We start from the raw sequence: 26,479 nt of genomic DNA on the forward strand, positions 1-26,479 counted from the left end.
TTGAGGGCAAGGTCGGCTTTTTTGTTTGAGTCAAAGAAAAAACAACCGGGATCACGTTCGGTTGTTTTTTTCTATTTCTATTCAACAAATGATTCGCTGGCGAATAGCGTCTGCCACACCTTGTGCGCGATTTTGCACACCGAGCTTTTTTAAGGCGGACTTGATGTAATCCTGCACGGTAAACTCACTAATTCCCATCCAGTCCGCCATCTCCCTAACGCTTTCGCCCCATGACATCCGCTGCATGACTTCGACTTCTCGGCGTGAGAGCTTGACGGTTTTAGGGCGAAGGGAGTCGGTTGCCAATACTTTGCCCAGCATCATACAGTACGCGCTCAAAGATTGCACCAATTGATGGTTGATGCCAGAACAACCGTCCTGATGCCAGGAAATACCGGCGTAGCCGAGTACGTTAGGCCCGTAGCTGATGGGGAGAATGAGCGCATAGGGGGCGCCGTAAACTAAATTGGGCGGGAACTGACGAATCGCCTCAGAATCTAGCAAGACGGCCTTCTGTTCACGGATCGCATGCTGAATGAGGGGCATGTTGCGCATGTCCACCCGTATATCGCGGATGGAGCATAACTCTTGGTCAAGGATCGACCATAGTCCCTCACCCATTTGACTGAGCGTCGAGTAATTGCACAGAATGGCCCCCATGAAAGGAAAGAGATCTACGAAGCCACGTACAGCAAGCACCAGTTTCTCCTCGTAAAATGTCGTTTCTTCGATTCGATCGATGTACATGTTCAGCTCTGGACTGACCATGGAGTGATTGCCACCTCCATTTGAGTGATGAACACCCCCTGATTTTTGGGGATATGAACGATCGTTCAGTCTGACCTATAATCAACCTACAGCGCCTTCATTTTATCAAACCGCTGATCGGAGCGTAAAGAACGGGATTGGTATAAATTGACAATTTTATGACTTCTTTCATTCGCTCGGAATAGAAGGCGTATGAGAAAAAGGAAAGGTTGGATGGGGATGAGGAATGGTTTTGTTTCGACCAGCCAAAAAGGATTGAATCAGGAGCTACTGCCGTACCAATTGTATCAAAAAGCGAAGAGATACGGCATTTGGAACCCGCAGGACATTGATTTTACGCAAGACCGCGAAGATTACGCGAATATGAATCCGGAACAGAAGGAAGAAACCTTGGGGCGAATTGCTGGTTTTCTTGGTGGGGAAGAGGCAGTCACCCTCGATCTTTTGCCTTTGATCATGGTCATTGCAGAGGAAGGGCGATTGGAGGAAGAAATGTATTTGACGACCTTCCTCTTTGAAGAGGCCAAGCATACGGAGTTTTTCCGGTTGGTTCTCGACAACATCGGCGAGTCAGGAGACTTGCATCATTTTCACGATGATAGGTACAAGCGAATTTTCCATGAGATCTTGCCGAATGCACTCCATCGTCTGCTGACGGATAAATCCCCCGAAGCCATCGCAGAAGCTTCCACTGTCTACAATATGTTTGTGGAAGGCGTGCTCGCAGAGACAGGCTACTTTGCGTTTTACGAAGCACTCAGCAAAACAGGGCTCATGCCTGGTTTAATGCAAGGAATTGGGTATTTGAAGACAGATGAATCGCGACACATCAGCTACGGAACATTCCTGCTACAGCGATTGATCTGTGAGCATCCCCATATTTACGATGTCATTGCCAAAAAGATGGATGAGCTAGCTCCAATGGCAAGTCATCTGTACGACTGGATGGATGACCCACAAGGGGTGAGTGCGTTCGGAGTGAAGGTCGCTGATTTGCAGCAGTTTGCGAAAAAGCAACTAAGCGTGCGCATGGAGGTACTTGCCCGAGCAAAAGGGCAAACGATTGAAGAGCTGTATAAGCATACAAGAACAACGATCGATGTGTAAGAAAAAAAGCGATCTCCGCTTACAGAACTGGGCTCTGGACCTAAAGCAGAATCCGCCCAAGGTCTGAGCAAAAAACAACCTCTCGTCCGTTTTGAACAGCCTGGCTGACCCCTTAAAATAAAGACATCAAAGGAAAACATTGGATAGGGAGAGAGACCAAAATGAGAAAACAAAAGTGGATGATGATGGGAATGACAGCAGTTGTTTGTTCAGCGATGTTCGTGCCAGGGGCGTTTGCCAAAGACAAGGATGACTCATATTCCGTGACGCCTTCTATCTTCGCGCCTGGTCCGTCCTCGGCTGCGGTAGTCCAGAAAACAGATGCGGTAGCGGGCACACAATCAGCAGGAAATGCGTTTACTTTCGCTCCAATTGTAAACGAAAAAGAAGAAAATTAATGGGCTTGAAGCATCCGTACAGGATGCTTTTTCTTTGGAACGAAACGGATGTAAGCCTCAAGTCTGACAAAAAAACAATCTTTCGTCCGTGTCAAGCAGACTCCCCAATGCCATACAATAAAAAGCGTTACAGGAAAACATTGGATAGGGAGAGAAACATAGATGAGAAAACAAAAATGGATGATGATGGGTGTAACAGCAGTAGTTTGTTCAGCGTTGTTCGTGCCAGGAGCGTTTGCGAAAGACAAGGATGATTCTTACTCGGTGCCGCCTTCCTTCGTAAGCCCTGGTTCATACGCGATACCAACCGTTCAAACGGTTCATGTGGCCGATGCTAAAAAGACACAACAAATCGGCCCTTCGTTTATTTTCGCCCCGGCTGTAAACGAAAAAGATGAAAAATAAAGCAGCAGAAAGCTGTCAGACCTTGTCTGGCGGCTTTTTTTCTATAATAAACGTCTTGACGTTTTTCAGAAAAGCGGATGCGACTGCTTGCGGTCAACCAAACGGTCATGATCATTTGGTTTGGGCGAGTGGGATATAGGTGGACGATGCGCCACTTCCAGTCACTAGGCATATGATGGTGGGTGAAACCTAGCAAGAGAGGAGCTTCGCTGATGAGTAATCGCCAAAAAATGGCGGATGAGGAAATACAGGAATGGGCAAGCCGACTGGAAGGGCAGGCGCCGCAGGACGTGCTTGTGAACGCCGTCGATAATTATGCAGCCAGTCTAATCCTAGCTGCCAGCTTTGGCGCTGAAGATGTCGTTTTAATCGACATGCTGCACAAATTGGCTCCCACCATTCCTGTATTTTACCTCGATACCAACATTCATTTTGCTGAAACGTATGATACACGTGACAAGCTGCAAGCCAGATACGGCACGACATTTATTCAAGTGCAGCCACAACTGACGCTAACCGAGCAGGCAGAAAAACACGGAGACAAACTGTGGGAGAGAGAACCGAATCTTTGTTGCGAGATTCGGAAGGTAGAGCCGTTAAAGCGCGTCCTGTCCAACTATCAGGCGTGGATTACAGGCATTCGCCGCGAGCAATCACCTACCCGAGTGAATACCAAAAAAGTGGAGTGGGACGAAAAATTCAACCTGGTTAAATTCAATCCGCTAGCAGATTGGACGGAGGCCCAGGTGTGGGAATATATCCATGCACATGATGTCCCTTACAACCCATTGCACGACAGGAACTATCCAAGCATCGGCTGTCGAGTATGCACGCGCGCTGTCATGCCTGGCCAAGATTCTCGATCCGGACGGTGGGCTGGCTTCGAAAAGACCGAATGCGGTCTGCATAAATGAACAGCGCAGGAGGGAAAGACGTGAAGCAAATGATCTTGCCGCACGGGATCAAAAAAGCCATTATCGTGGACAAATGGACCCTGTCGGACATCGAATGTCTTGCTATCGGAGCATTTTCGCCGCTGACTGGATTCATGGAAGAGGCGGATTACCACACTGTCGTGGAAACGATGCGACTCGCCAATGGCACGGTGTGGCCGTTGCCAGTGACATTGGCTATCGATGCAGATGAACACAACGATCTTGTCCCTGGTGACAGTATTCTGTTACGTGGGGAAGATGGAGTGGACTATGCGATTTTGCAGGTGAAAAGCTGCTTTGTGCCCGATAAAATGCGTGAGGCCGAGCTCGTTTTTCGCACGCTGGATCTCGCTCACCCCGGTGTGAAAAAGCTGTTTGAAAAGCCAAATCTATACGTAGGTGGGCCTGTAGAAATACTGCAAAAGCCACAGCCTGAGCGCTTCTCCGATTTTTATTTGACGCCGGCAGAAACGAGAGAAAGATTTCGAGAAAATGGCTGGAAAACGGTGGTTGGTTTCCAAACGCGCAATCCTGTTCACCGGGCGCATGAATATATTCAAAAGGCGGCATTGGAGATTGTCGATGGCCTTTTTCTCAACCCATTGATGGGGGAAACGAAATCAGACGATGTTCCTGCACAAGTACGAATGAAAAGCTATCTCGCCCTTTTGGAAAATTACTATCCGCGCAACCGTGTACTGCTCGGCGCTTTTCCGGCTGCTATGCGATATGCGGGTCCGCGTGAGGCGGTCTTCCATGCATTGGTACGGAAAAATTACGGTTGTACACACTTTATCGTCGGCCGCGATCACGCAGGGGTAGGTGATTACTACGGCACATATGATGCGCAACACATCTTTTCCGAGTTTGCGCCAGGTGAGCTCGGTATCCAGCTACTCTTTTTTGAGCACAGCTTTTACTGCAAGGCATGCCAAGGGATGGCAACGACCAAGACGTGCCCGCATGACAAAGAATCTCATATGACTTTATCGGGAACAAAAGTGAGGGAAATGTTGAGAAACGGGATCACACCACCTCCGGAATTTACACGTCCGGAAGTCGCAGCGATTTTGATAGAGGGATTGAAATCCCCGCACTAAAACGGAACCGAAAATGCGGGAGAGGGACGGCATTGCTGTCCTTTTTCCGTTGCGAAAAATCGGACAAGTTTTTCTGTTTCCAGTGAAAAACGTCTCGCCGTTTTTCATAAAAGGATACGCGAACGCTTGCGGTCAACAAAAGAGTTTTGACCGTTTTTTGTATCCGCTTTCACGCAAAAACCGCGCTGTAAAGCCATTTCCTACTGAGCATTCGTTCGGACGAAAGTCCAGTAAAATCTTTTTGTTTTCGTTGACACCCCCTAGGTGCCTAGCTATAATCAGACGTAACACTTTATTCTGACAACAACAATATTGAAAATATTGTTTTAATAGTAGGCCAAGACGAGGATGGTGCACGTTACCCCTTTTACAGAGAGCCCTGATGCTGAGAAATGGGTATAGGGTACGTCGCATTGCTCACCTCCGAGCCGTTTAGCTGAAACTTGCTTTGCAGGTAGTAGGCCAAACCGCTTAACACCCGTTAACGTGTTACAGTCCACATTTGCTGTGACTGGCTGAGATCGGCTGACCGTGAGGCGCCGATAAAGTTGGGTGGTACCGCGAACCCTTTCGCCCCAAAAGACATGGAAATAAAACCGTGTCGGGGCGAAAGGGTTTTTCTATGTGTCTATAGTTATTTTCAATACCTGTTGAGAATTGGGAGGAGGAGAGGTCAATGAGTGTTGAAATGGCCGAATTGCAGAAAAAGAACGGCATTCCACCGATTCAGTTCGGGGAAGAAGTGTCAGGAGCAGAAACGCTGCTGCGCTGTTTAATCCTGGAGCAGGTCGAATACATTTTCGGCTATCCAGGCGGTGCGGTGCTCCCCATTTATGACTCCTTGTACGGGAGCTACTTCAAGCATATTTTGACTCGCCACGAGCAAGGCGCTATCCACGCTGCTGACGGATATGCCCGAGCGACAGGCAAACCGGGTGTTTGTATCGCTACTTCCGGTCCGGGAGCAACGAACCTCGTAACGGGGATTGCAACCGCTCAGATGGACTCGGTTCCGCTGGTCTGCATCACGGGTAACGTGGCACAGTCGCTGATTGGTACGGACGCGTTCCAAGAGGCGAATATTACGGGAATTACCATCCCGATTACGAAGCACAGTTACTTCGTTCGCGACATTCGCGATCTTCCACGGATTGTGAAGGAAGCTTTTCACATCGCAACAACCGGTCGTCCGGGCCCAGTATTGATCGACATTCCCAAAGACGTCGCCAATGCGAAGGCACCATTTACCTATCCGGATAAAGTGGAGATTCGCGGTTACCGAGCTTCACTCGTACCAAGCGACGAAGAAGTACAAGGGTTTGTAAAAGCCGTTAGCGAAGCGAAGCGTCCAGTCATTTTGGCGGGCGGGGGAATCATTGCAGCACAAGCAGAGAAAGAATTGCGCGACTTTGCTGAAAAAACACGCATCCCTGTGATTAACACCTTCATGGGATTGGGCGGTTTCTCTGGAACACACGAGTTGTCGCTGGCAATGCCCGGGATGCACGGAAATTACACAGCGAACCAAGCGCTCTTGAATGCGGATTGTGTAATTGGTCTGGGAGCACGCTTTGATGACCGGATCACGATGGGACGCACGAAAGAGTTCGCACCAAAAGCCCGCATCGTACACGTCGACATCGATCCAGCAGAGCTGGGGAAAAACGTAGAGACTGCCGTAACAGTAGCGGGCGACGTGAAGAGCACGCTGGCAAAAGCAATTCCGCTCGCAAAGGCTTGTGATTCGGAAGCGTGGATCAGCCAGTTGAAAGAGTGGCAAGTACAATATCCGTACAAGTACAAAAAAGATGGCGACGTATTGAAGCCGCAAGCAGTCATTGAACTCTTGTACAACTCCACAGATGGGGAAGCGATCGTCACAACAGACGTTGGACAACACCAGATGTGGACAGCTCAATACTATAAGTTCAAGCACCCGCGCTCCTTTATCTCTTCCGGTGGTCTCGGCACGATGGGCTTTGGCTTCCCGGCAGCAATTGGTGCACAGATCGCTCACCCGGATCGCACGGTAATCTCCGTCGTTGGGGATGGTGGATTCCAGATGACCAACCAGGAGCTGGCAATCGTCTCCCAATACAACATTCCGGTCAAAGTAGCGATAGTGAACAACCAGTGCTTGGGAATGGTACGTCAATGGCAGGAGCTCTTCTACGATAATCGCTACAGCCAAATCGATCTGACATGCAGCCCGGATTTTGTCAAGCTGGCGGAAGCCTATGGCGTAAAAGGCTTGCGAGCAAGCACGCCGGAAGAAGCCGAAGCAGTTTGGGCCGAGGCGCTTGCGCATGATGGACCAGTCGTGGTGGACTTCCGTGTGGCACAGGAAGAAAACGTATATCCGATGGTTGCATCAGGCAACACACTAGATCAGATGGAATTGGGGGACGATTAGGATGCAGCAACATACCATTTCCGTACTCGTCAACGACCAACCAGGCGTTTTGACCAGAGTGGCGACACTGTTCGGTCAACGCGGCTTCAACATCGACAGCATTACGGTGGGAGGCACGGAAGAACAGGGGCTGTCCCGGATGATCATTTCAACCGGGGGAGATGACCGCCAAATCAATCAGCTCATGAAGCAATTGCACAAGCTGATCGATGTCATCTCAGTCACGAATCTCAGTGAGAACCCTTTTGTTTCAAGGGAACTGGCACTGATTAAAGTGACGGCATCACCCAGTCAACTGGCAGAGTTAAACGGAATTGTCGAGCCGTTTCGTGCCGCGATCGTCGATGTGGGGCCTAGCTCACTGATCGTGCAAGTCACGGGTGACACCGAAAAGATTGATGCGCTGCTCGTACTATTACAAAGCTACGGCGTTATTGAACTGACAAGAACAGGTGCAGTAGCGATGGCGCGCAGTATTGTTCCAGCAACAGCCGCAGCAACGGTTTAAAATGCAAAATTTCAGAATAAAAATTCAAACTAAACATTTTTAGGGAGGCTATACAAATGGTGAAAATGTATTATGAAGCGGACGTAAAACAAGAGGTACTGCGTGGGAAAACAATCGCAATCATCGGTTACGGTAGCCAAGGTCATGCACAAGCACAAAACCTGCGCGACAGCGGTTATAAAGTAGTTGTGGGTCTGCGCCCAGGGAAATCTTGGGATGTAGCAGCAAAAGACGGCTTTGAAGTTTTGACAGTAGCAGAGGCAACCAAACGCGCTGATGTAGTACAAATCCTGATGCCAGATGAGCGTCAAGCACAAGTATACCGCGACGAGATTGCTCCAAACCTGAAATCCGGTGCTGCACTGTGCTTCTCTCACGGCTTCAACATCCACTACGCGCAAATCGTGCCACCAGCGGATGTAGACGTAATCATGGCAGCGCCAAAAAGCCCGGGTCACCTGGTTCGCCGCGTATACCAAGAAGGCTTCGGCGTACCTGGTTTGATCGCAATTTACCAAGATGCAACTGGCAACGCGAAAGATCTCGCACTTGCCTACTCCAGCGGTATCGGTTGCACAAAAGCTGGCGTAATCGAAACTTCTTTCCGTGAAGAGACAGAAACAGACCTGTTCGGTGAGCAAGCAGTATTGTGCGGTGGCGCAAGCGAGCTGGTAAAAGCAGGCTTCGATACATTGGTGGAAGCAGGTTATGCTCCTGAGATCGCCTACTTCGAGTGCTTGCATGAGCTGAAGCTGATCGTTGACCTGATGTACGAGGGTGGCTTGGCTCGTATGCGCTACTCCATCAGTGACACTGCTGAGTACGGTGACTACAGCACAGGTCGTCGCATCATCACAGATGAGACTCGCAAAGAAATGAAAAAAGTATTGGCTGAAATCCAAGACGGTACATTCGCTCGCAATTGGATCTTGGAAAACCAAGCAAACCGTCCTGGCTTCACTTCCCGTCGCCGTCTGGAATCCGAGCATGGCATTGAGGTAGTAGGGGAGCAACTGCGCGGCATGATGTCTTGGATCAACAAAGATACGAAAAAAGAAGAAGCGAAAATCGGTCAATAAATAGGCGTGTAAAAAACGCATATATAAATGTAGGGAAAAATGTGGAGGTGAAAAGTTCATGCGGACCATTGAGATTTTTGATACGACACTGCGCGATGGGGAGCAGTCTCCGGGCGTCAATATTAGCACGAACGAAAAGGTGGAGATCGCCCTTCAACTCGAGAAGCTGGGCGTAAACAGAATTGAGGCGGGCTTCGCTGCTGCCTCCCCAGGTGACCAAAAGTCTGTGGCCGAAGTTGCAAAACGGGTGAAGAATGCAACCGTCGTCAGTCTGGCTCGTGCCGTAAAAGACGACATGGATAAGGCATACGAAGCGCTTCGCAACGCACAAAACGCTTCCCTCCACGTCTTTCTCGCAACATCTCCGATTCACCGTCAGTTCAAACTGAACATGAGCAAAGAAGAAGTCCTTGCTCGGGCGGTGGAAGCAGTTACTTATGCGAAAAAGTACTTTACGGAAGTCCAGTTTTCCGCAGAGGATGCAGCGCGTACCGAGATCGACTTTTTGGCAGAGGTTGTAGAGGCGGTCATCAAGGCTGGGGCTACCACGGTAAATATTCCAGATACGGTTGGCTACATGACGCCGTATCAATACGGAAACATTTTCCGTGAGCTAAAAACACGGGTACCTTCTACTGATCTGATTCGTCTGAGCTGCCATTGCCACGATGACCTCGGGATGGCTGTCGCCAACAGTCTCGCTGCTGTCGAGGGTGGAGCTACGCAGGTCGAGGGCACCATCAATGGAATCGGAGAACGTGCTGGAAATGCTGCTCTGGAAGAAGTGGCGCTTGCGTTGGAGACGCGCAAGGATTACTACCAGGCGACGACCAAGCTGAATTTGAAAGAAATCGCACGGACTAGTCAGCTAGTGAGCCGTTTGACAGGGATGATCGTACCAGGGAATAAAGCAGTCGTGGGGGCAAATGCTTTTGCACATGAATCTGGTATTCATCAGGATGGCGTGTTAAAAGAAGTCACCACGTACGAAATTATCCGTCCGGAATCGGTTGGCTTCAAGTCAAACAAACTGGTTCTCGGCAAGCACTCTGGTCGCCATGCTTTCAAGGAAAAGTTGGTTGATCTGGGCTATCACTTGGAGCAGGAAGAAGTAAACGCGGCGTTTGCAGCATTCAAAGTGCTGTGCGACAAGAAAAAAGAAATCACGGATGACGACATCCTCGCATTGGTCGACTCCAAGATGGTTCGCGGACCAGAAGCGTTCCAGTTGGAATCCGTACAGCTCGCTTACGGCAACATTTCCGTTCCGACAGCGAGTGTGCGACTGGTTCGTGCCGACGGATCGGTATGCGAAGAAGCCGCATGTGGAAATGGATCGGTTGATTCCATCTACAAAGCGATTGACCGCGCTACCGGAGAAGAAGTTACCCTCGTCGATTACAAAATCCTTTCCGTTACTCACGGGCAAGATGCGCTGGGTGAAGTGTTTGTTCGTCTGCAGCAGGGCGATCTGATCGTTACCGGCCGCGGCGTGAGCACAGATGTGTTGGAAGCGAGCGCAATCGCCTATGTACGGGCAGTGAACAAGATCATGGAGCGGCGTGGCGAGCCCATGCCCGTCAGTGCAACGATATAAAGATAGGTCAAATATGGATAGGATCATAGGAACCAGCAGCGTTCGGAAACCATTACGTATAGAAAAGCGGGATAAACGATGAAGAAAAACTATCGCATCGCCGTTCTTCCTGGAGACGGTATTGGACCAGAAATCATGCAGGAAGCGGTCAAAGTCCTTACACTCGTAGGGGAACTTGAAGGTGTCACTTTTACATGTGAAGAAGGCCGAATCGGTGGTATCGCAATCGATACGGATGGAACACCATTGCCAGAAGAAACGGTAACGCTGACAAAGCAAGCGGATGCTGTGCTCTTGGGTGCCGTTGGCGGGCCGAAGTGGGATCAGAATCCTGGGCATCTTCGTCCTGAAACAGGGCTGCTCGGTATTCGCAAAGCGCTCGGTTTGTTTGCGAACATTCGCCCAGCTACCATGCACAGCTCTCTGGTCGATGCTTCTTCCCTCAAGCCAGAAGTCGTTTCTGGCGTTGACTTGATCGTTGTACGTGAACTGACCGGGGGGATTTATTTCGGTGAGAAAAAACGCTATGACGGTCCAAACGGTGAAGTCGCAGAAGATCAATGCATCTATCATGAAGCGGAAGTCGAGCGAATCATCCGAGTCGGTTTCGACATTGCGCGCAAACGCCAAAAGCGTCTCGTATCTGTAGATAAGGCAAACGTTCTCGAAAGCTCCCGCCTCTGGCGCAAGGTAGCCGAGCGAGTAGCGGCGGACTATCCAGATGTAGAGCTGTCTCATCAGTTGGTAGACTCCTGCGCGATGCAGCTCGTGCGAGAACCAAAGCAGTTTGACGTCATCGTGACGGAAAACATGTTTGGCGACATCTTGAGCGATCAGGCAGCGATGCTGACTGGTTCGATTGGGATGCTGTCCTCGGCGAGTCTGGCAGCAGGCAGCTTTGGCCTGTATGAACCGGTTCATGGTTCTGCCCCTGACATTGCTGGAAAAGGCATTGCCAATCCGCTGGCAACCATTCTGTCTGTAGCGATGATGCTTCGTCTCTCGCTTGGCATGGATGAAGCGGCAGCAGCAGTGGAAAACGCAGTTTGGTCCGTACTGGAAGCAGGACATCGCACAGGCGATATCGCGGCAGACAGAAGCAAAGCGATTGGTACAATCGAGATGGGCCAACTGGTTCGCGACGAACTGTCCAAACAGTGGCAAAAACAATAAATCATACACAAAACGAAACCCTGCCAAAGTCCTTTCGGTGCTTTGGCAGGGTTTTCTCCATTTTTATACGGCTTATCCGATGGTGATCCTCCCTTTTGGATAGCGGAAGTACTCCTTCTGTTTGCGTTGTGCGAGGGCAAAGGCAATCGTGAGGGGGCCGAGCCGACCAGCAAACATCGTTAATATGATCAGCGTTTTTCCGATCGGAGTCAGATGAGGGGTCAGTCCCATAGAGAGTCCGGTCGTAGCAAAAGCGGAAGTAACCTCGAATAGGATCATCTCAAAGCGTGCTCCTGTCTCGGTAATCGAGAGGACCATCGTCATGACAAGCACAATGAACAGGGCAATCATGGTCAGTGTCAGCGATTTGTAGACCATGTGTGGCAGGATGCGTTGCCGGAAGAAGATGACATCTTCTTTTCCTTTAATTTGGGCAATAACAGCGCCAATCAGTGTGGCAAAGGTCGTCGTCTTGATACCGCCTCCCGTCGAGCCAGGAGAAGCACCGATGAACATTAGGATAATAAGGAGGAAAAGCGACGACTGATACATATCCCCGATATTCAATGTGTTGGAACCTGCCGTACGGGGTGTAACCGATTGATAGAAGGAGCCGAGCACTTTGCCCATCATGGATAGGGGCTGCAACGTTTTGGGATTGTTGTACTCCAAAATAAAAATAAGCACTGTCCCTGCCGTAATCAAAAGACCGGTTGTTGTCAGTACGACTTTCGTATGTAATGACAAGCGGCGGTTATGACGATAATCGTATATTTCGCTGACAACGATGAAACCAATACCGCCAAGTATGATCATCAGACAGACGACGAGATTGACGAGCGGGTCCTCCACATAGGCTGTCAAGCTGGCGAACTCGCCCATCAGGTCAAAACCAGCGTTGTTAAAGTTAGAAATCGCATGGAAAAAGCCGAAGTAGATCGCTTTTTTCAAAGGAAAGTCAAAGGCAAAACGAATAGAGAGAAGCACTCCACCTATAAACTCAGTAAGGGCAGTAAAAACGAGAATCATTTTGGCTAATCGTACGACACCTTCTATCGACATCTGATTCAGCGATTCTTGCAGGATGAGCCGTTCACGCAGTGAGATTCTTTTACGCATAATCAGTGCGAAAAAGGTAGCGAACGTCATAAATCCGAGACCGCCAATTTGGATGAGCGACAAAATGACGAGTTGACCAAAGGTAGTGAAAGTCGTTCCAGTATCGACGACAACCAAGCCTGTTACACATGTAGCAGAGGTGGCTGTAAACAGAGCGTCAAGCCAATGCAGACCAACTCCATCAACTGTAGCGACCGGGAGTGTCAAAAGCAGCGCTCCCAAGAAGATAATCAAGGCAAACCCAAGAACTAGCGTTTTTGGTGGATCAAGGTGAAGCTTTTCTACGATTTTTTTAATCATAGCAGGTTATACCTCGGCTTTTTTCGAGTCTAGTGAAAAGGAAAAGAGGGGAAATCCATCTCTTAGTATGGCATTTCCCTTGGAAAACTTACCGAAGAAGAGCAGCACCCAATCGGTGAAGCCAATGTTTCAACTCCCGTTCTTCCAGTGGAGCAAGCGGGAAACGGACAGCCGGGCAGCGCAGAATATCCGCAGGCTCATCCGCTACGCGAAAAGCATGGCCACCAGTCAGCTCGAGACCCTCCTCCCGCAGAATAGCGACGACTCTCTCTTCCTGTTCGGTTGCTCTTGCGGTTGGCGTTCCCCATTTGATCCACGTATTTAACCCCCCTGCAATCGGGTACATTCGTGCGTGCTCAGGGAGCGCATGGCGTCTTTCCTGCCACAGTCGCAGGAAGCGGGTCTGAAACAGGGCGCGACGATCCGTCAGAAACTCTTCATAAAACCACGGATCATCGAGGAGTCGAACGGCAGATTCCACGACGAGTAAGGATGGCTCCGCTCCTGTCATGGAGACAAGCTGACTGTAGCGCTCCAATTCGTCATCTGATAAATCAGAAGGAAGCATTAGCAAGCCCAATTGCAGATCGCGAGCCAGCGTTTTGGATAATGAATGCAGATAGTAGACCTCCACAGGGCTTTTTGCCTGCGCAGCCATCTGGTACAGCGGAACACTTGGTTCTTCAAACCAGAGATCGCCATAATGGTCGTTTTCCACAAGACGGACGTTATGGCTCTGCGCCCATTCGAGCAAATCTTCCTTTCGTTTCAATGAATAGCTAATACCGGTAGGAAAGTGATAATGCGGGTTAATCAAAAGCCAATTCGCCGGGTAATGCTCCTGCTCTTCCGTGAGAGCTTGAATACAAACGCCTTCTTCATCCATGCGAATCGGACGAACGGTAATCCCACACTGGCTCAACAGGCGAAGAAATACGGGATAACTATACTCCTCTACATAGACGACATCACGTGAATTCATGACACGCTGCGCAAGAAAGGCGAAGCCGCTCGTGCTTCTATTAAATAGCAGGAGGCGCTCAGGCGAGTGAGGGAGCCCTCTGCGGCCGAGGTGATCGGCAAAAACCTTCGCAGCTTGTGTACGCCTGATTTTCTTTTGCGCGGACGGTTCATCCAAGACGGTCAGGCTCTCATAAAAAGCACCACGCAAACGCTTCACCAGCTCTTCGCTTGGACGAGGGGAGGAATCAGCGAGGGAAGCGATCGGAATATCTGTGAGCGGGAGGCGATTTTCCAAACGAGCTTCTTTGGCAAGCTGCGTCAAGTAATAGCCTTTGCCGTGCACAGCTTCCAGCCAGCCTTCCAACGCAAGATGATCGTATGCTTTTTTGACTGTCTCCAGCGAGCAGCCGCTAATTGTTTTCATATCTCGCAGTGATATTAATTGTTGTCCATCTACAAGAAAGGCACCACGCAGAATTGCTGTTTTTAATTGCTCAGCGAGTTGTACATAGATCGGTGTGTGCGATTGTTTGTGGAAATGAAAAGAAAAATACGGTCGCTCTGGCATTCGCGCACGCCTCCTTGTCTGTCGAAAAAATAGCAGTCATCAGCATTATATAGGAAAGCGAAGCATCTCGGGTATAGGGAGTGAAGAAATTGTTGCCGGAACGACGAGGGTATTGGAAACCCGAACATGGTATCATAAGTAATAGGTATATATTGAAGAAAAGAGGAAATTACGGATGAGTACGCAGGAACACAAGGCGTTATCGCCCAAGCAAGTCACATGCATGGTCATTACCGTTTCCGATACCCGGACAGAGGATACAGATAAAAGCGGACAGTTAATGAAAGAGCTTTTGACGGAAGCGGGTCACAGCGTTGCCCTGTATCAAATAGTAAAGGACGAGCCTGTACAGGTCATTGCAGCGATCGAAGCGGGAATCGCACATGAAGACGTTCAAGTCATTCTTCTTAATGGCGGTACGGGTATTTCGCCAAGGGACAATACCTTTGAGGCTGTTTCTGGCTTGCTTGATAAAGAAATGCCGGGGTTTGGCGAGCTGTTTCGGATGTTGAGCTTTACAGAAGACATCGGTTCGGCAGCGATGCTCAGTCGTGCGATTGCAGGGACGCGGAAAGGGAAAATGATTTTTTCCACGCCAGGCTCGACAGGTGCGGTGCGACTAGCAATGAATCGGTTGATCGTGCCAGAGCTGGGGCATGTGGTGCGCGAATTAAACCGTTAACGATTTGCCGTTAGTAGTCTCGTATGGTACTGTTACGAAAGGAAAAAGATCGGTCAGACCATGAACCATCGATTGCAGATGGTTTTTTGATGCCGAATTTTGCAAGGAGAGTAGACCCATCCATGAAGATTTTACTATCGACCTTAAACGCCAAGTTTATTCACTCCTCACTCGCTTTGCGTTATTTGCGAAGCTATGCCCAGGAAGCATTTCCTTCGATTGAGCTGGTGGAGTATACCATCAACGATGTGACGTTAAATATAGTAGCAGATATACACAAGCGCAAGCCCGATGTCGTTGCATTTTCCTGTTATATCTGGAACATCCGCGAGACGCTCAGTGTCATGCGCACGCTGAAAAAGATTTGCCCGGATGTTCCGATTATCCTCGGCGGACCAGAAGTGACCTACGATGCGGACGAATGGATGAAGAAGCATCCTGAAATCGATGTCATCTGCATTGGTGAAGGGGAGCAGACCTTCTTGGAGCTTTTGCAGGTGTATCAGGAATCAATGCAAACGAATCAGCCTCCACGCTTGCGTGATGTAGCTGGAATCGCTTATCGCGAAGAGGAGTACGTGCGTTTTTCCATGCCGCGTGCGCAAGTTGAAGAGATGGACAGCATTCCTTCCCCATACGCGGACCATCTGGACGAGCTGAACAACCGCGTCGTCTATTTTGAGGCATCCCGTGGGTGTCCGTTCAAATGCCAATACTGTCTGTCTTCGATTGAAGACGGCGTCCGCTATTTCAGTCTGGAACGAGTGAAAGAGGATCTCATGCGTTTGATCAATCACGGCGTCAAAACGATCAAGTTCGTAGATCGCACGTTTAACATCAATAAAAAATATGCGTTGGAAATCTTTCAGTTTTTGATCGACAACCACAATGGCACGATCTTTCAATTCGAGATAACGGCAGATATTTTGCGGGCGGACGTTCTCGACTTCTTGACCGAGAACGCACCGCCAGGCATTTTCCGCTTCGAGATTGGGGTTCAGTCCACGAATGATGAGACCAACCGCCTTGTTCAGCGGATTCAGCGCTTCGATCGCCTTGCGCGTACAGTGACACAGATCAAGGATTCGAAAAAAATCGATCAGCATTTGGATTTGATCGCTGGTTTGCCTGAGGAAGATTATGCGTCTTTCCGCAAAACCTTCAACGACGTATTTGGCCTGCGCCCAGAAGAGCTCCAGCTCGGCTTTTTGAAAATGCTCCGCGGGACCGGTGTTCGCGCGCGTGCTGCTAATCACGGCTATGTTTTTATGGATGAGGCTCCTTATGAAATTTTGGGGAACAACGTCCTTTCCTTTGATGACATGCAAAAAATCAAGCGTGTAGAAGACATTCTGGAAAAGTACTGGAATGCGCACCGGATGGACTATACAGTGGAGTGGCTGTTGGCAAATCAATTCGAAACAGCTTTTGACTTCTTCCAGACATTTGGCGACTATTGGGAAAATCAAGGCTGGAGCCGAATCGGTCATCAATTAGAGGATTTGTTCGTGCGTTTGCAGAAGTTTTTGCAATTCCAGCAAGTGGACGGTATGGGGCATGTGCTCAGCATGATGAAATTCGATTTCCTGCGCAACCAGAAGCATCGCCCGCGCAAGCTGTGGTGGGAGGATGTCATGGACAAGGAAGAGATGCAGCAGACGTTTGCTGTCCTAACTGAGCAGCGTGAGCGACTCCGCGATGATTTTGCCGCACATGCTGCATTGGAAAAAGATTATTTCAAGCACACGCTGACTGCCAAGGTGACTTTTGACATTGAAAAATGGATGGAGACAGGTGAGTTTGTCGAGGGAGATTTTACCCTAGTCGTGTATTATCCGTACAAAGACGAAGCGCAAAATGCTTTTGCTGTCGTCAAGCAGGACGTCCAAGTAGCAGGTTAAACCACCGGAATATCAGATGAGTTGGGTGGAGGAGACGCAGATGAACGCAAGCGAGTATACGAAGGCTGTCGAGGAACGGTTGCGTGTCCATGGTGATTCGATTGTGGCTGGTCCAATGGAACAGTACATGAAAAATCATTTTCCCTTTCTGGGGATCAAATCACCACAGCGCAAAGAACTGACCAAACAAATCTTTCGTGATTATGGTGTACCCGAAAATTGGGAGCAGGTCGTTGGTTCCTTGTGGGCTTTGCCAGCGCGAGAGTACCAGTATGTAGCGCTTGACGTACTCGAGAAGTCCAAAAAGCGTCTCACCCCTGACCATCTCCCGTTCGTTGTCGAACTTATCACGACAAAATCGTGGTGGGATACCGTGGATTATTTGGCTTCCCATACAACGGGCAGATTGTTTGCCTTATATTCCGAACTGATTGAATCGAATACGACAGCCTGGATGAATGGAACGAACATATGGCTGCAACGAACGGCGATTTTATTTCAGTTGTCATACAAAGACAAGACAGATCAGCGACTGCTCTTTTCCTTGGTGGAAAGATGCGCGGATTCCAAAGAGTTTTTTATTCAGAAGGCAATCGGCTGGGCGTTGAGAGAGTATGCGAAAACAAATCCCGACGCCGTACGTGAATTTGTAGAAGCTACGCCACTCGCGAGTTTGTCCAGACGTGAAGCGCTCAAACATCTAGCATGATAGAGTCGTCTAGCGTATCTGTGCTTGATAAAATACGTACATCTATTGCAAAATAAACAAGTACCTTTTTGGAGGTTCATTCGTAATACATAGAGTCAGATATCGTGCGATGCCATAGCTGCTAGTATGTCAAGAAATGAACGCACTGTGGCAAGGATAGGGGATTTTGCCTCATGGAAGTCGACCTGCTGATGTCAATCATAGAGCAATACGGCTACGTAGCGATTTTTTTCCTGCTTTGGCTGGGGATTGTAGGTTTGCCAATTCCTGATGAGCTGGTTGTCGCTACAGGAGGATTTCTTGCCTCCATCGGCGTGCTAAACCCATGGTATTCATTTTTGGCGGGATATTTAGGGGTTGCCTCCGGATTGACAATTGGCTTTTTACTTGGAAAGTACTTTGGGAAACCGATATTGCAATGGCTGTGCAAAACCGAGAAAATGAGGAACGCCGTGAATCGATCAACGGGCTTGCTGGAGAAGTATGGTACTACTGCTCTTTGCATCAGCTACTTATTCCCGGTTGTTCGTCATGTCGTACCTTATTTGGTTGGGCTTGGCGGTATGACGTTCCGTCGTTATGCGATGCTGTCTTATCCGATCGGGTTGGTTTGGACCATCGCCTTTTACTTTCTCGGCCATGTATTCGGTAATAATGTGGAAGCAATTATCGAAGTCATCCGTAAATACGGTTTCTACGCTTTGCTGGTGATTGTGGTTGTTTTGGGTGTGGTATTCTTCGTACGCAAGCAGTTCATGGGAAATCGGGCATATCGGGCAAAAGGAGATTAAGAAATGTACCATCAACAATTAGCTGCCCATCGCCGCAATTTCGTGCTGGTGCTCATCATAAGCTGGGTACTCCTCTTGGCAGGATACTTCAATTCGAATGTCTGGGTGCTGGCGGCAGGAGCTTTGCTGGTGAATGGCTATGCTTATTACCTGATGCAGACAGACAAGCGTCTGGCGAAAGAAAAAGGTTTTCGGGTTCCGGAACTGAGCCTTTTGCTGGTCGCATTTTTAGGAGGAGGGATTGGTGCGCTTGAGGGTATGCTCATTCAACGGCATAAGACCAAGCATATCTCTTTTCTCATCCTGCTCCCGCTCTTTTGCATCGCGCAAATCTTGCTAGTCATCTGGTTAACGCAACTATACTTGGATAAAAATCTCGTGTCGTAGGTGACACGGGATTTTCTTTTTTCGAATGGGATTCTCTTGTTTGAAAATTCAGCCTATAATAAGGAGAACGATAGCACAAGCTGAGGAGGTAGCTATGTCTCAATCAAGTCCCCTGACGAAAACGTACGCTGAGCAATTGGATGCACAGGACGAACTCGCGAGCTATCGCGAAGAGTTTTATCTGCTTCCGAGCCTCTATTTGGATGGAAACTCGCTTGGCCTCATGTCAAAAAGAGCGGAAAAGAGCGTCATGGATATGATGCAGTCTTGGAAGGAGCTGGGTGTGGAAGGCTGGACAACGGGTAACCATCCGTGGTTTTTCTTTTCGGAGAAATTGGGAGAAATGAGCGCGGCACTTGTAGGGGCAAGCCCCGAGGAAGTGATCGTAACGGGTTCTACGACGATCAACCTCCACCAGTTGGCAGCTACCTTCTATCGTCCGGTTGGGAAGAGGACAAAAGTGATTGCTACCGAGCTGGATTTCCCTACCGATATTTATGCACTCCAGAGTCAAATGAAGCTCCATGGGCTAGATCCGGAAGAGCATTTGGTCCGGGTAGCTTCAAGAGATGGCCGCCTGATCGAGGAAGAGGACATTATCGATGCGATGACGGATGAAGTAGCACTGGTAATCCTTCCAACGGTTCTGTATCGCAGCGGTCAACTGCTCGATATCGAACGATTGACAGCAGCCGCACATGAGAGAGGGATTCTGATTGGTTTTGACGGATGTCACTCTGTAGGCGCGATCCCGCATTCCTTCAGCGAATGGGGAGTGGACTTTGCCTACTGGTGCAACTACAAATACGTAAATGCAGGGCCTGGAAGCGTGGGCAGCCTATATGTCAACCGCAAGCATTTTGGCAGGGCTCCGGGATTGGCAGGATGGTTCAGCTCGAAAAAGAGTAAGCAATTTGACATGGAACATACGCTGGATGCATGCGAAAATGCGGGTGCTTACCAGATTGGTACCCCACATATGCTGAGTCTCGCCCCACTGCTTGGTTCCCTGGAAATGTTCCAGGAGGTGTCCGTGGAAAAGCTTCGTACCAAGTCTCTCGGCTTAACGCGGTTCATGATGGATTTGATCGAGGGGGAGCTGGCAGACATGGGTTTTACGATTGCGAACCCACATGAGGATGATCGCCGAGGTGGGCATGTCAGCCTTGAACACGATGAGGCCATACGTATATGCAAGGCTTTGAAGGAAGCGGGCATTATTCCTGACTTCCGTGCACCAAACATCATCCGGTTAGCCCCCGTTGCTTTCTATACGACTTATACAGAGGTTTGGGAAAGTGTCCAGATCTTAAAAAAGATTATGCTGGAGAAGAGCTACGAGAAATTTGAAAACAAGCGAGAGGTAGTTGCTTAGCAGGTCCGACTTAGGTTGGACCTGTTTTTCTTATGGAATAAGCCTTTTACGGATTTCCTTTCCATTATTGGGCACACTATCCGTACCTGTCGGCAGACTACATTCCATGGATAAGGGTGAGCAGCTTGAGCCAGTTTTTTCAAGCATGGAAGAAAAGAAAAGAAGCCCTCCAGTCAAAAACGTTGGAACAGCACTCTGACAAGAGCATGGAAAGCGTATCGGATGTTGCGCTCACGACAAATGTGGAAGAAAATATCCAATTGATTCAAGCGCAATTTGGAAAGTGTGACGATCTCGTTGTTCGTCGTTTTCAAACAAAGTCGAAGGCACAAGCCGCTATCGTTTTTATAGATGGCATGGTGGATCGCAATGTCATCAGTGATTTTATCATTCGCTATATGACGACTCCCGATATCACCTATCAAGATCCGGCGACAAATGAGCTGGATTTGACAGACAAACTGAGGCAGATCGTCCGAAATATTTTGTCTGGATGTGCGGTACTGATCATCGATGGATGTCAAAATGCTTATTTGAATAACACGAGAGGTTGGGACAGGCGTTCAGTGGAAGAGCCTCAGACGGAATCAGTCGTACGAGGGCCACGCGATGGCTTTTGTGAGACGTTGTGCGTGAATTCAGCACTGATCCGCTTCCGCTTGAAAGACCCGAATCTCAGAGTGCGTCATATGGTTGTCGGTGAACGAACACAGACTGACATTTACGTCATGTACATCGACGGTATTGCGTATCCCCCGATGGTGGAGGAAGTAATTGCTCGAATAGAGAGTAATGTTCGTGTGGATGCTGTGCTGGAGAGCGGGTACATCGAACAAATGATCCAGGATCGGAGATGGTCCCCCTTCCCGCAGATTCAAAATACGGAGCGCCCTGACAAAGTAGTGGCCAATCTTTTGGAAGGGAAGGTAGGCATTCTGATAGACGGGACTCCGTTCGGATTGATTGCTCCGGCTGTATTTTCGCAGTTTTATCAGAGTCCCGAGGATTATTACGAGCGATTTTATATCGCGACCTTGATTCGTTTCATTCGGATTATTAGTATCAGCATTGCCTTGCTGTTGCCTTCTCTTTATATCGCTTTTAGTTCGTTTCATCCAGAGATGATCCCTTCTCGTCTGGTCATTGCGATGGCGGCAGGACGATCTACCGTTCCATTCCCTTCTTTAATCGAAGCCCTGTTTATGGAGTTGGCCATTGAGATATTGAGGGAAGCGAGTGTGAGGCTGCCGGGGCCAATTGGTCCTACGATCGGGATTGTTGGAGCACTGGTGGTCGGAGAAGCGGCGGTAACGGCCGGGCTTGTCAGTCCTGTCATGGTAATCATCGTGGCTGTGACGACAATCGGCTCGTTCGCATCTCCCAGCTACAGTGCAGCGATTGCCATTCGTATGCTCCGCTTCCCGGTTATGATCTTGGCAGGGATGTTTGGTCTTTACGGTATTATGCTGTTTTTGATCGTCATCCTCATTCACTTGTCTTCACTGAAATCGTTTGGAGTACCCTATATGAGCCCGCTCAGTCCGCTCAACCTGAATGGAATGAAGGACTTGTTCATACGGGCCCCGCATCATCTATTGAAAACAAGACCGATGATGTTTCATGTTCAAGATAAAATCCGGATCAGAGAGGAGGAGAAGCCGAAATGAGCAGGCGGGAGGGGCACGGCTGGCACCAGAATCTATCGATGTGGCAGCAAATTTGTCTCATGACAAGTACCTTAATCGGTGTCGGCGTATTGACCCTTCCTCGCACGACCAGCTCGAGATTATTCGAGGCAGGCTGGATCGCCCCTCTGATTGGCTCAGCAGGTGCGTATGTCTCCTTATGGTTAATTGTCAAATTAAGCAGGCGTTACCCGGGAGAAACCTTCATTGAATACAGTCACAAGGTGTGGGGATCTGTCAGACGGCCTTGGGTGGGCAAAGTGTTCAGCCTCCCTTGGATTTGTATCTATCTGGTATACCTGTATTTTTCCACGGCAGTCGTCTCGCGTGTGTTTGGCGAAGTGGTTGTGACTTCCGTTCTTTTGCAAACGCCATTGGAAGTTATGCTTATCACGATGTTTTTACTGGTGCTGTTTTTGTCCATGCATGAGTTGGAAGTGGTAGCGCGAGTGAACGAGCTGCTGTTTCCTTTAATTATCTTGCCGCTTCTTTTTATCGCGCTTGCGTCGTTCCAAAAAGCGGAGTTTGGGAATCTTCTCCCGATTAATCATGTGTCGATCCGTTCAATGGTAGAGGGGGTATACGAAGGAATTTATTCCTATTCCGGTTTTGAAATTATGTTCGTCTTTTTTGCCTATGCACAACAAAACACGAACAGGGAAAAGGCGGGATTTTATAGTCTGTTAATTGCAGCATTACTTTACATGTTAATTGTGGTGGCGGGCATTTCGGTATTTGGGTACGAAGAGCTGCAGAGGGTGACGTGGCCGACACTTGAATTGGTCAAGACGACGCAGGTGCCAGGATTGATCTTGGAACGTTTGGAGTCCGCTTTTTTGGCAGTGTGGGTTGCGGCTGTTTTTACTACGGTAGCCAATGCGTATTACGCGGTTGTTTATTCGCTGAGACAGTTGTTTCGCAAGGGAATCTGGTTTCAAAGAATCGTGGCTTCTATTCTCCTCGTCCCCTTATACTTCTTTGCGCTCATTCCTCAAAACATCACGGAAGTATTTAAGTTAGCGTCGTTGTTGGGGTTGTCTAGTCTGGTCATTAATTTGCTTATCCCCGTCGTTTACTGGATAGCAATCCTCATCCGCGACATGGTGACCCGACGAGAGGGGCGGAATATCGATGGGTAAGTCTCTTAGATACGTCGCTTTACTGATCATCTGTACAATTTTGCTGACAGGGTGCTGGGACAGACGTGAATTGGAGGAACGCGCATCGGTATTGGCCATTGCAATTGATCAGGATGAAAAGGATGAAAAGCTGTACAAAATGACCGTTCAAATCCCGATTCCCATCAAAATCGCCGGGAGCAGTGGGAAGGGGGGAGGAAGTGGTGCGGATGCCGTGAAGATCATGAGCGTGACAGGAAGAACGGTGACAGATGCTTCCAACAACTTGCAAATGCAGTTGAACCAGCGATTGTTTCTTGGACATACGCGTATTCTTGCCGTAAGTGAGGAGGTCGCTAGAAAGGGAATCCAGGACATCATGGACAGTTTTCGTCGCGAACCGCAAATACGGAGACTTCTGTGGCCGATCGTCGTGAGGGGCAAAGCGTCTACCTTGCTGGAAATCAAACCGAGAATCGAGCCGATTCCAGTCGTCTATATGATGGGGCTGATCGAAAATGGCATGAAATTAGGAAGAATTCCAGACCAAACGTTGGGCGACTATTTCAATCAGACCTCTAATCTAACCATGGAGCCGTTTTTGAATTATGTAGAGGCAAGAAAGAATGAGGTGAGCTGGAAAGGGGTTGCTGTTTTTCGCGGACACAAGATGGTGGGGAAATTGGATCACTTACAAACATGGATATTGCTCCAACTGCGAAATGAAAAACCGGGTGGAGACATTGTGATTCCGTTGCCAAAAACCAAGAACGGATATGTGAGTTTTCGTCCGCATTTTGTAAAAAAAAAGGTGATCATTCACCAATCCTCTTCCGCTACTTATCATTGCGAGCTCCAAGGAGATATTGTCGAACTCACAGAAGACCTAAAAATTCCGCCAGAGCAATTCGTCCTGCAAATGCAAGCGCTTATCAAAAAAGAGATGGAAAACCGCGCAAAGAAGCTATTACAGCAATTACAAAAGCAGTACAATAGTGACATTTTGAAGCTGGGCCTTACACTGCGTGCGAAGCATTACCAAGACTACTGGAAAACTCACAATTGGAAGCAAGATTTCAGAGATTTTCCGGTTCGCGTTACATACACAATCAAGCTTCGCCGTCTTGGTATGGAAATGCAATAGGAGAGCGATTACTGTGGAGAATCAGAAAAGTAATTTTAGTACCTGGCAACTGACAAGCATTATGATCAGTTCGATGATCGGGGTGGGTATTCTTATCATCCCGCGAACGGCAACCGAGCTTCTTCGTCAAATGGGGTGGTTTGGACCCGTTGCAGGTGCTATCATAGCATCCGTGGCTGTGGCGGCTATCGTTTATTTAGGCAACCAGTTTCCTGGCCTTACCTTTGTCGAATTTATGCCGAAGATATTTGGTGTTGCCATCGGTACCCTGTGTGTGTTTCTTTTCATTCTCTACCAGTTCCTCAATGCGGGAATCACAGCCAGATTGTTCGGGGAAGTCGTCGTAACCTCCGTATTGCCGCAAACACCACTGGAAGTAATTATCATCACGTTGCTATTGTTGGTCATGTTTCTTTGTTGTCATGAGATTGAAGTTGTGGCAAGGGTAAATGAGCTGTTGATTCCTTTCCTCCTGTTGCCGTCTCTCTTGGTTCCGCTCGTATCCTTCTTGAACGCAGATTGGTACAATTTATTGCCATTTCAACTGGAGTCATGGACAGATGTCATAAAAACGGGTCTGGATACGTATACGCTCTACACCGGGTATGAGCTGTTAATGGTTTACTTTGCCTTTGCTATTCCCGGGGCAAGGCTAGGGATGGCAAGCATGACAGGTATGAGCTTTGCTCTTGTCGTTTATGTGATCACAGTTGTCGCAGGAATTACTGTATTTGGCTATGAAGAATTGCAGAGACTTGTTTGGCCTACACTTGAACTGATCAAGGTAACGCAGAAAAGCGGCTGGTTTTTGGAGCGTTTTGAGTCCGCCTTTCTTGCGATTTGGGTTGCTTCTGTATTTACAACGATCGGGAATATGCTTTACGCGACGATTTTTTCCTTGCGACGCTTGTTTCACAAAGGCATTCGTTTTCAGCGAATCACCGCGATTGTGATCATGGTGCCACTCTTTTTCCTAACATTAGTGCCGCAAAATATAGTGGAGTTGTTTTCTTTTACAAAGTATTTGACGGCCGTAGGATTTTTGATAACCATCCTCATCCCCCTCTTGCTGGCAATCACCCAATTCATGCGCAATCAGTTCAACAAAGGTCGGGAAGTTAACAATGAAAAGGGAGGGACATAGCAGTCCCTCCCTTTGTAGCTTTATTTGTTTGATGAAGACGTGGTTAGATCGGTTTTTCGGCTTGCTCAGGCAAGTGTTCCGCGATAGTTGTAATCATGGATTGGCGTGAGGATGCATCGCTGTTTTGCCACAGCACTTCAAACAAAACACCTAAACCCGGGAGTGTCTTCTCCTGACCACTTGCGATAGCATCACTGATGGTTTCTTCCACTGCGTTTGGATCTGAGCCTTGCATTTTGTACATGATCGCTTGACGTAAGTTGAGTGAGGCAATATTCATGACCGTGCTTGCACCTCTCTTGTGGGAATGAATTAATCATGAAATAGTATTTGTAAACGCTGATTTGTGCATACCATGCTTTTCGTACAAAACGTTCATGAGCATTTTGTGGCGGATGTTTTGGTTGTGCTATAATGCTTGATATTGGTAAGTTCCGTAAAGGAGAAGATTAACATGTCCAAGCAATTTGCCATTATCGGGATGGGACGTTTTGGTTCTAGCGTGGCGAGAACGTTATACGAGATGGATTATGAAGTCATGGGAATAGATGAGAACGAGGAGCGTATTAACGAAAATATTCAGTACGTAACGCATGCGGTAGCAGCGGATTCTACGGATGAACGCGCTTTGAAGGAAATTGGCATCCGCAATTTTGACGTTGTCGTCGTGGCCATTGGGGTCGATATCCAGGCGAGCATCCTGACGGTATTGACACTGAAAGACTTGGGCGTCAAAAAGATCGTAGCAAAAGCACAGAATGAGCGTCATGGACAAGTATTGTACAAGGTAGGAGCTGACCGTGTTGTATTCCCTGAGCGTGACATGGGGGTGCGGGTCGCTCACAATCTGATCTCCTCTAACGTTCTTGACTTTATTGAGCTGGCAGAGGACTACAGCGTGGCGGAGGTAGTCGTGTCGTCCAAGCTGGTCGGTCAAAACTTGCGGCAACTGGATATTCGGAAAAAATACGAAGTCAACGTTATTGCCATCAAAAGCGGAGATAAATTCAACATCGCTCCTAGCCCGGATGAAGTCATCCAATACGGCGACGTGCTTGTGGTGATCGGGAACAACAAAGACTTACGCGAATTTGAGGAGCGGGCATAGGT

The 26,479-nt window shown here is 48.6% G+C and carries 25 protein-coding genes; 21 read left to right on the plus strand and 4 right to left on the minus strand.

The annotated features are described in order from the left end of the window. Positions 1-81 precede the first annotated feature (81 nt). On the minus strand, positions 82-768 hold the full coding sequence (locus ASG16_RS16025) for a helix-turn-helix transcriptional regulator (RefSeq protein WP_056496245.1): 687 nt from the start codon (positions 766-768) through the stop codon (positions 82-84). Between the two features lie 219 nt (positions 769-987). Here ASG16_RS16025 and ASG16_RS16030 point away from each other — a divergent pair, with 219 nt between their 5' ends. The 10 genes from ASG16_RS16030 to leuB all read left to right on the plus strand — a co-directional run bounded on the left by ASG16_RS16030 (position 988) and on the right by leuB (position 11,483). Beyond that, entirely contained in the window at positions 988-1,875 is an 888-nt protein-coding gene (locus ASG16_RS16030; RefSeq protein ID WP_056497363.1) for a R2-like ligand-binding oxidase, read from the plus strand. Between the two features lie 161 nt (positions 1,876-2,036). Beyond that, on the plus strand, positions 2,037-2,273 hold the full coding sequence (locus tag ASG16_RS16035; protein ID WP_056496243.1) for a hypothetical protein: 237 nt from the start codon (positions 2,037-2,039) through the stop codon (positions 2,271-2,273). A gap of 162 nt (positions 2,274-2,435) precedes the next feature. Continuing rightward, on the plus strand, positions 2,436-2,678 hold the full coding sequence (locus ASG16_RS16040; RefSeq protein ID WP_056496240.1) for a hypothetical protein: 243 nt from the start codon (positions 2,436-2,438) through the stop codon (positions 2,676-2,678). A gap of 212 nt (positions 2,679-2,890) precedes the next feature. Then, positions 2,891-3,592 carry a phosphoadenylyl-sulfate reductase gene (locus tag ASG16_RS16045; RefSeq protein ID WP_048031926.1) on the plus strand — a complete coding sequence of 234 codons (702 nt, stop codon included), beginning with the start codon at positions 2,891-2,893 and terminating at the stop codon, positions 3,590-3,592. Next, entirely contained in the window at positions 3,589-4,713 is a 1,125-nt protein-coding gene (sat, locus tag ASG16_RS16050; RefSeq protein WP_056496236.1) for a sulfate adenylyltransferase, read from the plus strand. Before ASG16_RS16045 ends, sat begins: the two co-directional genes overlap by 4 nt. Before the next feature lie 676 nt (positions 4,714-5,389). Beyond that, positions 5,390-7,126 carry a biosynthetic-type acetolactate synthase large subunit gene (ilvB, locus tag ASG16_RS16055; protein WP_056496233.1) on the plus strand — a complete coding sequence of 579 codons (1,737 nt, stop codon included), beginning with the start codon at positions 5,390-5,392 and terminating at the stop codon, positions 7,124-7,126. Between the two features lies 1 nt (position 7,127). Continuing rightward, the gene (gene ilvN, locus ASG16_RS16060) at positions 7,128-7,634 is read left to right on the plus strand and encodes an acetolactate synthase small subunit (RefSeq protein WP_048031929.1); all 507 of its coding nucleotides are present in this window, start codon (positions 7,128-7,130) and stop codon (positions 7,632-7,634) included. Positions 7,635-7,690: 56 nt separating this feature from the next. Next, entirely contained in the window at positions 7,691-8,713 is a 1,023-nt protein-coding gene (ilvC, locus tag ASG16_RS16065; protein ID WP_007728552.1) for a ketol-acid reductoisomerase, read from the plus strand. 58 nt (positions 8,714-8,771) lie between these two features. Further along, complete coding sequence (locus ASG16_RS16070) at positions 8,772-10,310, plus strand: 2-isopropylmalate synthase (protein WP_048031930.1); 1,539 nt, start codon at positions 8,772-8,774, stop codon at positions 10,308-10,310. Positions 10,311-10,388: 78 nt separating this feature from the next. Continuing rightward, entirely contained in the window at positions 10,389-11,483 is a 1,095-nt protein-coding gene (gene leuB, locus ASG16_RS16075; protein WP_048031931.1) for a 3-isopropylmalate dehydrogenase, read from the plus strand. A gap of 72 nt (positions 11,484-11,555) precedes the next feature. Here the strand turns inward: leuB and ASG16_RS16080 are convergent, their stop codons facing one another. Both ASG16_RS16080 and ASG16_RS16085 read right to left on the minus strand, forming a co-directional pair. After that, positions 11,556-12,902: a TrkH family potassium uptake protein gene (locus ASG16_RS16080; protein ID WP_056496231.1), complete on the minus strand. Its 1,347-nt coding sequence runs from the start codon at positions 12,900-12,902 to the stop codon at positions 11,556-11,558. 88 nt (positions 12,903-12,990) lie between these two features. After that, a complete protein-coding gene (locus ASG16_RS16085) occupies positions 12,991-14,433 on the minus strand; it encodes an aminotransferase-like domain-containing protein (RefSeq protein ID WP_056496228.1) in 1,443 nt (480 codons plus the stop codon). Between the two features lie 175 nt (positions 14,434-14,608). Between ASG16_RS16085 and ASG16_RS16090 the strand changes: the two genes are divergently transcribed. From ASG16_RS16090 to ASG16_RS16135, 10 genes are all read left to right on the plus strand, one after another. Next, the gene (locus ASG16_RS16090) at positions 14,609-15,115 is read left to right on the plus strand and encodes a MogA/MoaB family molybdenum cofactor biosynthesis protein (RefSeq protein ID WP_048031934.1); all 507 of its coding nucleotides are present in this window, start codon (positions 14,609-14,611) and stop codon (positions 15,113-15,115) included. Positions 15,116-15,237: 122 nt separating this feature from the next. Continuing rightward, on the plus strand, positions 15,238-17,016 hold the full coding sequence (locus ASG16_RS16095; protein ID WP_048031935.1) for a B12-binding domain-containing radical SAM protein: 1,779 nt from the start codon (positions 15,238-15,240) through the stop codon (positions 17,014-17,016). A gap of 40 nt (positions 17,017-17,056) precedes the next feature. Continuing rightward, a complete protein-coding gene (locus ASG16_RS16100) occupies positions 17,057-17,725 on the plus strand; it encodes a DNA alkylation repair protein (RefSeq protein ID WP_056496225.1) in 669 nt (222 codons plus the stop codon). A 173-nt stretch (positions 17,726-17,898) separates the two neighbouring features. Continuing rightward, positions 17,899-18,516 (plus strand): DedA family protein, encoded by a 618-nt coding sequence (locus ASG16_RS16105; RefSeq protein WP_048031937.1) that lies wholly within the window; start codon positions 17,899-17,901, stop codon positions 18,514-18,516. A 3-nt stretch (positions 18,517-18,519) separates the two neighbouring features. Next, positions 18,520-18,903, plus strand: a complete 384-nt coding sequence (locus ASG16_RS16110) for a DUF1294 domain-containing protein (RefSeq protein WP_048031938.1) — start codon at positions 18,520-18,522, stop codon at positions 18,901-18,903. Positions 18,904-18,997: 94 nt separating this feature from the next. After that, positions 18,998-20,278: a kynureninase gene (gene kynU / locus ASG16_RS16115; protein ID WP_056496222.1), complete on the plus strand. Its 1,281-nt coding sequence runs from the start codon at positions 18,998-19,000 to the stop codon at positions 20,276-20,278. Between the two features lie 125 nt (positions 20,279-20,403). Beyond that, entirely contained in the window at positions 20,404-21,945 is a 1,542-nt protein-coding gene (locus ASG16_RS16120; RefSeq protein WP_056496219.1) for a spore germination protein, read from the plus strand. Then, the gene (locus ASG16_RS16125) at positions 21,942-23,102 is read left to right on the plus strand and encodes a GerAB/ArcD/ProY family transporter (protein ID WP_056496216.1); all 1,161 of its coding nucleotides are present in this window, start codon (positions 21,942-21,944) and stop codon (positions 23,100-23,102) included. The genes ASG16_RS16120 and ASG16_RS16125 overlap by 4 nt, the downstream gene beginning before the upstream one ends. After that, positions 23,095-24,225: a Ger(x)C family spore germination protein gene (locus ASG16_RS16130; protein ID WP_056496214.1), complete on the plus strand. Its 1,131-nt coding sequence runs from the start codon at positions 23,095-23,097 to the stop codon at positions 24,223-24,225. The genes ASG16_RS16125 and ASG16_RS16130 overlap by 8 nt, the downstream gene beginning before the upstream one ends. Positions 24,226-24,238: 13 nt before the next feature. Then, positions 24,239-25,369: a GerAB/ArcD/ProY family transporter gene (locus tag ASG16_RS16135; protein ID WP_056496211.1), complete on the plus strand. Its 1,131-nt coding sequence runs from the start codon at positions 24,239-24,241 to the stop codon at positions 25,367-25,369. A 43-nt stretch (positions 25,370-25,412) separates the two neighbouring features. On the opposite strand, the gene sspI is transcribed toward ASG16_RS16135, so the two are convergent. Continuing rightward, positions 25,413-25,649 (minus strand): small acid-soluble spore protein SspI, encoded by a 237-nt coding sequence (gene sspI, locus ASG16_RS16140; protein ID WP_047070986.1) that lies wholly within the window; start codon positions 25,647-25,649, stop codon positions 25,413-25,415. A gap of 174 nt (positions 25,650-25,823) precedes the next feature. Between sspI and ASG16_RS16145 the strand changes: the two genes are divergently transcribed. Beyond that, a complete protein-coding gene (locus ASG16_RS16145) occupies positions 25,824-26,477 on the plus strand; it encodes a potassium channel family protein (protein ID WP_007728524.1) in 654 nt (217 codons plus the stop codon). Positions 26,478-26,479 lie beyond the last annotated feature (2 nt).

The sequence above is a fragment of the Brevibacillus sp. Leaf182 genome (assembly GCF_001423865.2).
Classification (GTDB): domain Bacteria; phylum Bacillota; class Bacilli; order Brevibacillales; family Brevibacillaceae; genus Brevibacillus; species Brevibacillus brevis_C.

Coding starts and splice junctions, on each gene's coding strand:
- ASG16_RS16025 (WP_056496245.1), bottom strand. CDS start 768: ATGGTCAGTCCAGAGCTGAACATGTACATCGATCGAATCGAAGAAACG.
- ASG16_RS16105 (WP_048031937.1), top strand. CDS start 17,899: ATGGAAGTCGACCTGCTGATGTCAATCATAGAGCAATACGGCTACGTA.
- ilvC (WP_007728552.1), top strand. CDS start 7,691: ATGGTGAAAATGTATTATGAAGCGGACGTAAAACAAGAGGTACTGCGT.
- ASG16_RS16070 (WP_048031930.1), top strand. CDS start 8,772: ATGCGGACCATTGAGATTTTTGATACGACACTGCGCGATGGGGAGCAG.
- ASG16_RS16030 (WP_056497363.1), top strand. CDS start 988: ATGAGGAATGGTTTTGTTTCGACCAGCCAAAAAGGATTGAATCAGGAG.
- ASG16_RS16100 (WP_056496225.1), top strand. CDS start 17,057: ATGAACGCAAGCGAGTATACGAAGGCTGTCGAGGAACGGTTGCGTGTC.
- leuB (WP_048031931.1), top strand. CDS start 10,389: ATGAAGAAAAACTATCGCATCGCCGTTCTTCCTGGAGACGGTATTGGA.
- ASG16_RS16085 (WP_056496228.1), bottom strand. CDS start 14,433: ATGCCAGAGCGACCGTATTTTTCTTTTCATTTCCACAAACAATCGCAC.
- ASG16_RS16095 (WP_048031935.1), top strand. CDS start 15,238: ATGAAGATTTTACTATCGACCTTAAACGCCAAGTTTATTCACTCCTCA.
- kynU (WP_056496222.1), top strand. CDS start 18,998: ATGTCTCAATCAAGTCCCCTGACGAAAACGTACGCTGAGCAATTGGAT.
- ASG16_RS16045 (WP_048031926.1), top strand. CDS start 2,891: ATGAGTAATCGCCAAAAAATGGCGGATGAGGAAATACAGGAATGGGCA.
- ilvB (WP_056496233.1), top strand. CDS start 5,390: ATGAGTGTTGAAATGGCCGAATTGCAGAAAAAGAACGGCATTCCACCG.
- ASG16_RS16090 (WP_048031934.1), top strand. CDS start 14,609: ATGAGTACGCAGGAACACAAGGCGTTATCGCCCAAGCAAGTCACATGC.
- ASG16_RS16035 (WP_056496243.1), top strand. CDS start 2,037: ATGAGAAAACAAAAGTGGATGATGATGGGAATGACAGCAGTTGTTTGT.
- ASG16_RS16110 (WP_048031938.1), top strand. CDS start 18,520: ATGTACCATCAACAATTAGCTGCCCATCGCCGCAATTTCGTGCTGGTG.
- ilvN (WP_048031929.1), top strand. CDS start 7,128: ATGCAGCAACATACCATTTCCGTACTCGTCAACGACCAACCAGGCGTT.
- ASG16_RS16145 (WP_007728524.1), top strand. CDS start 25,824: ATGTCCAAGCAATTTGCCATTATCGGGATGGGACGTTTTGGTTCTAGC.
- sat (WP_056496236.1), top strand. CDS start 3,589: ATGAACAGCGCAGGAGGGAAAGACGTGAAGCAAATGATCTTGCCGCAC.
- ASG16_RS16080 (WP_056496231.1), bottom strand. CDS start 12,902: ATGATTAAAAAAATCGTAGAAAAGCTTCACCTTGATCCACCAAAAACG.
- ASG16_RS16125 (WP_056496216.1), top strand. CDS start 21,942: ATGAGCAGGCGGGAGGGGCACGGCTGGCACCAGAATCTATCGATGTGG.
- ASG16_RS16040 (WP_056496240.1), top strand. CDS start 2,436: ATGAGAAAACAAAAATGGATGATGATGGGTGTAACAGCAGTAGTTTGT.
- ASG16_RS16130 (WP_056496214.1), top strand. CDS start 23,095: ATGGGTAAGTCTCTTAGATACGTCGCTTTACTGATCATCTGTACAATT.
- sspI (WP_047070986.1), bottom strand. CDS start 25,649: ATGAATATTGCCTCACTCAACTTACGTCAAGCGATCATGTACAAAATG.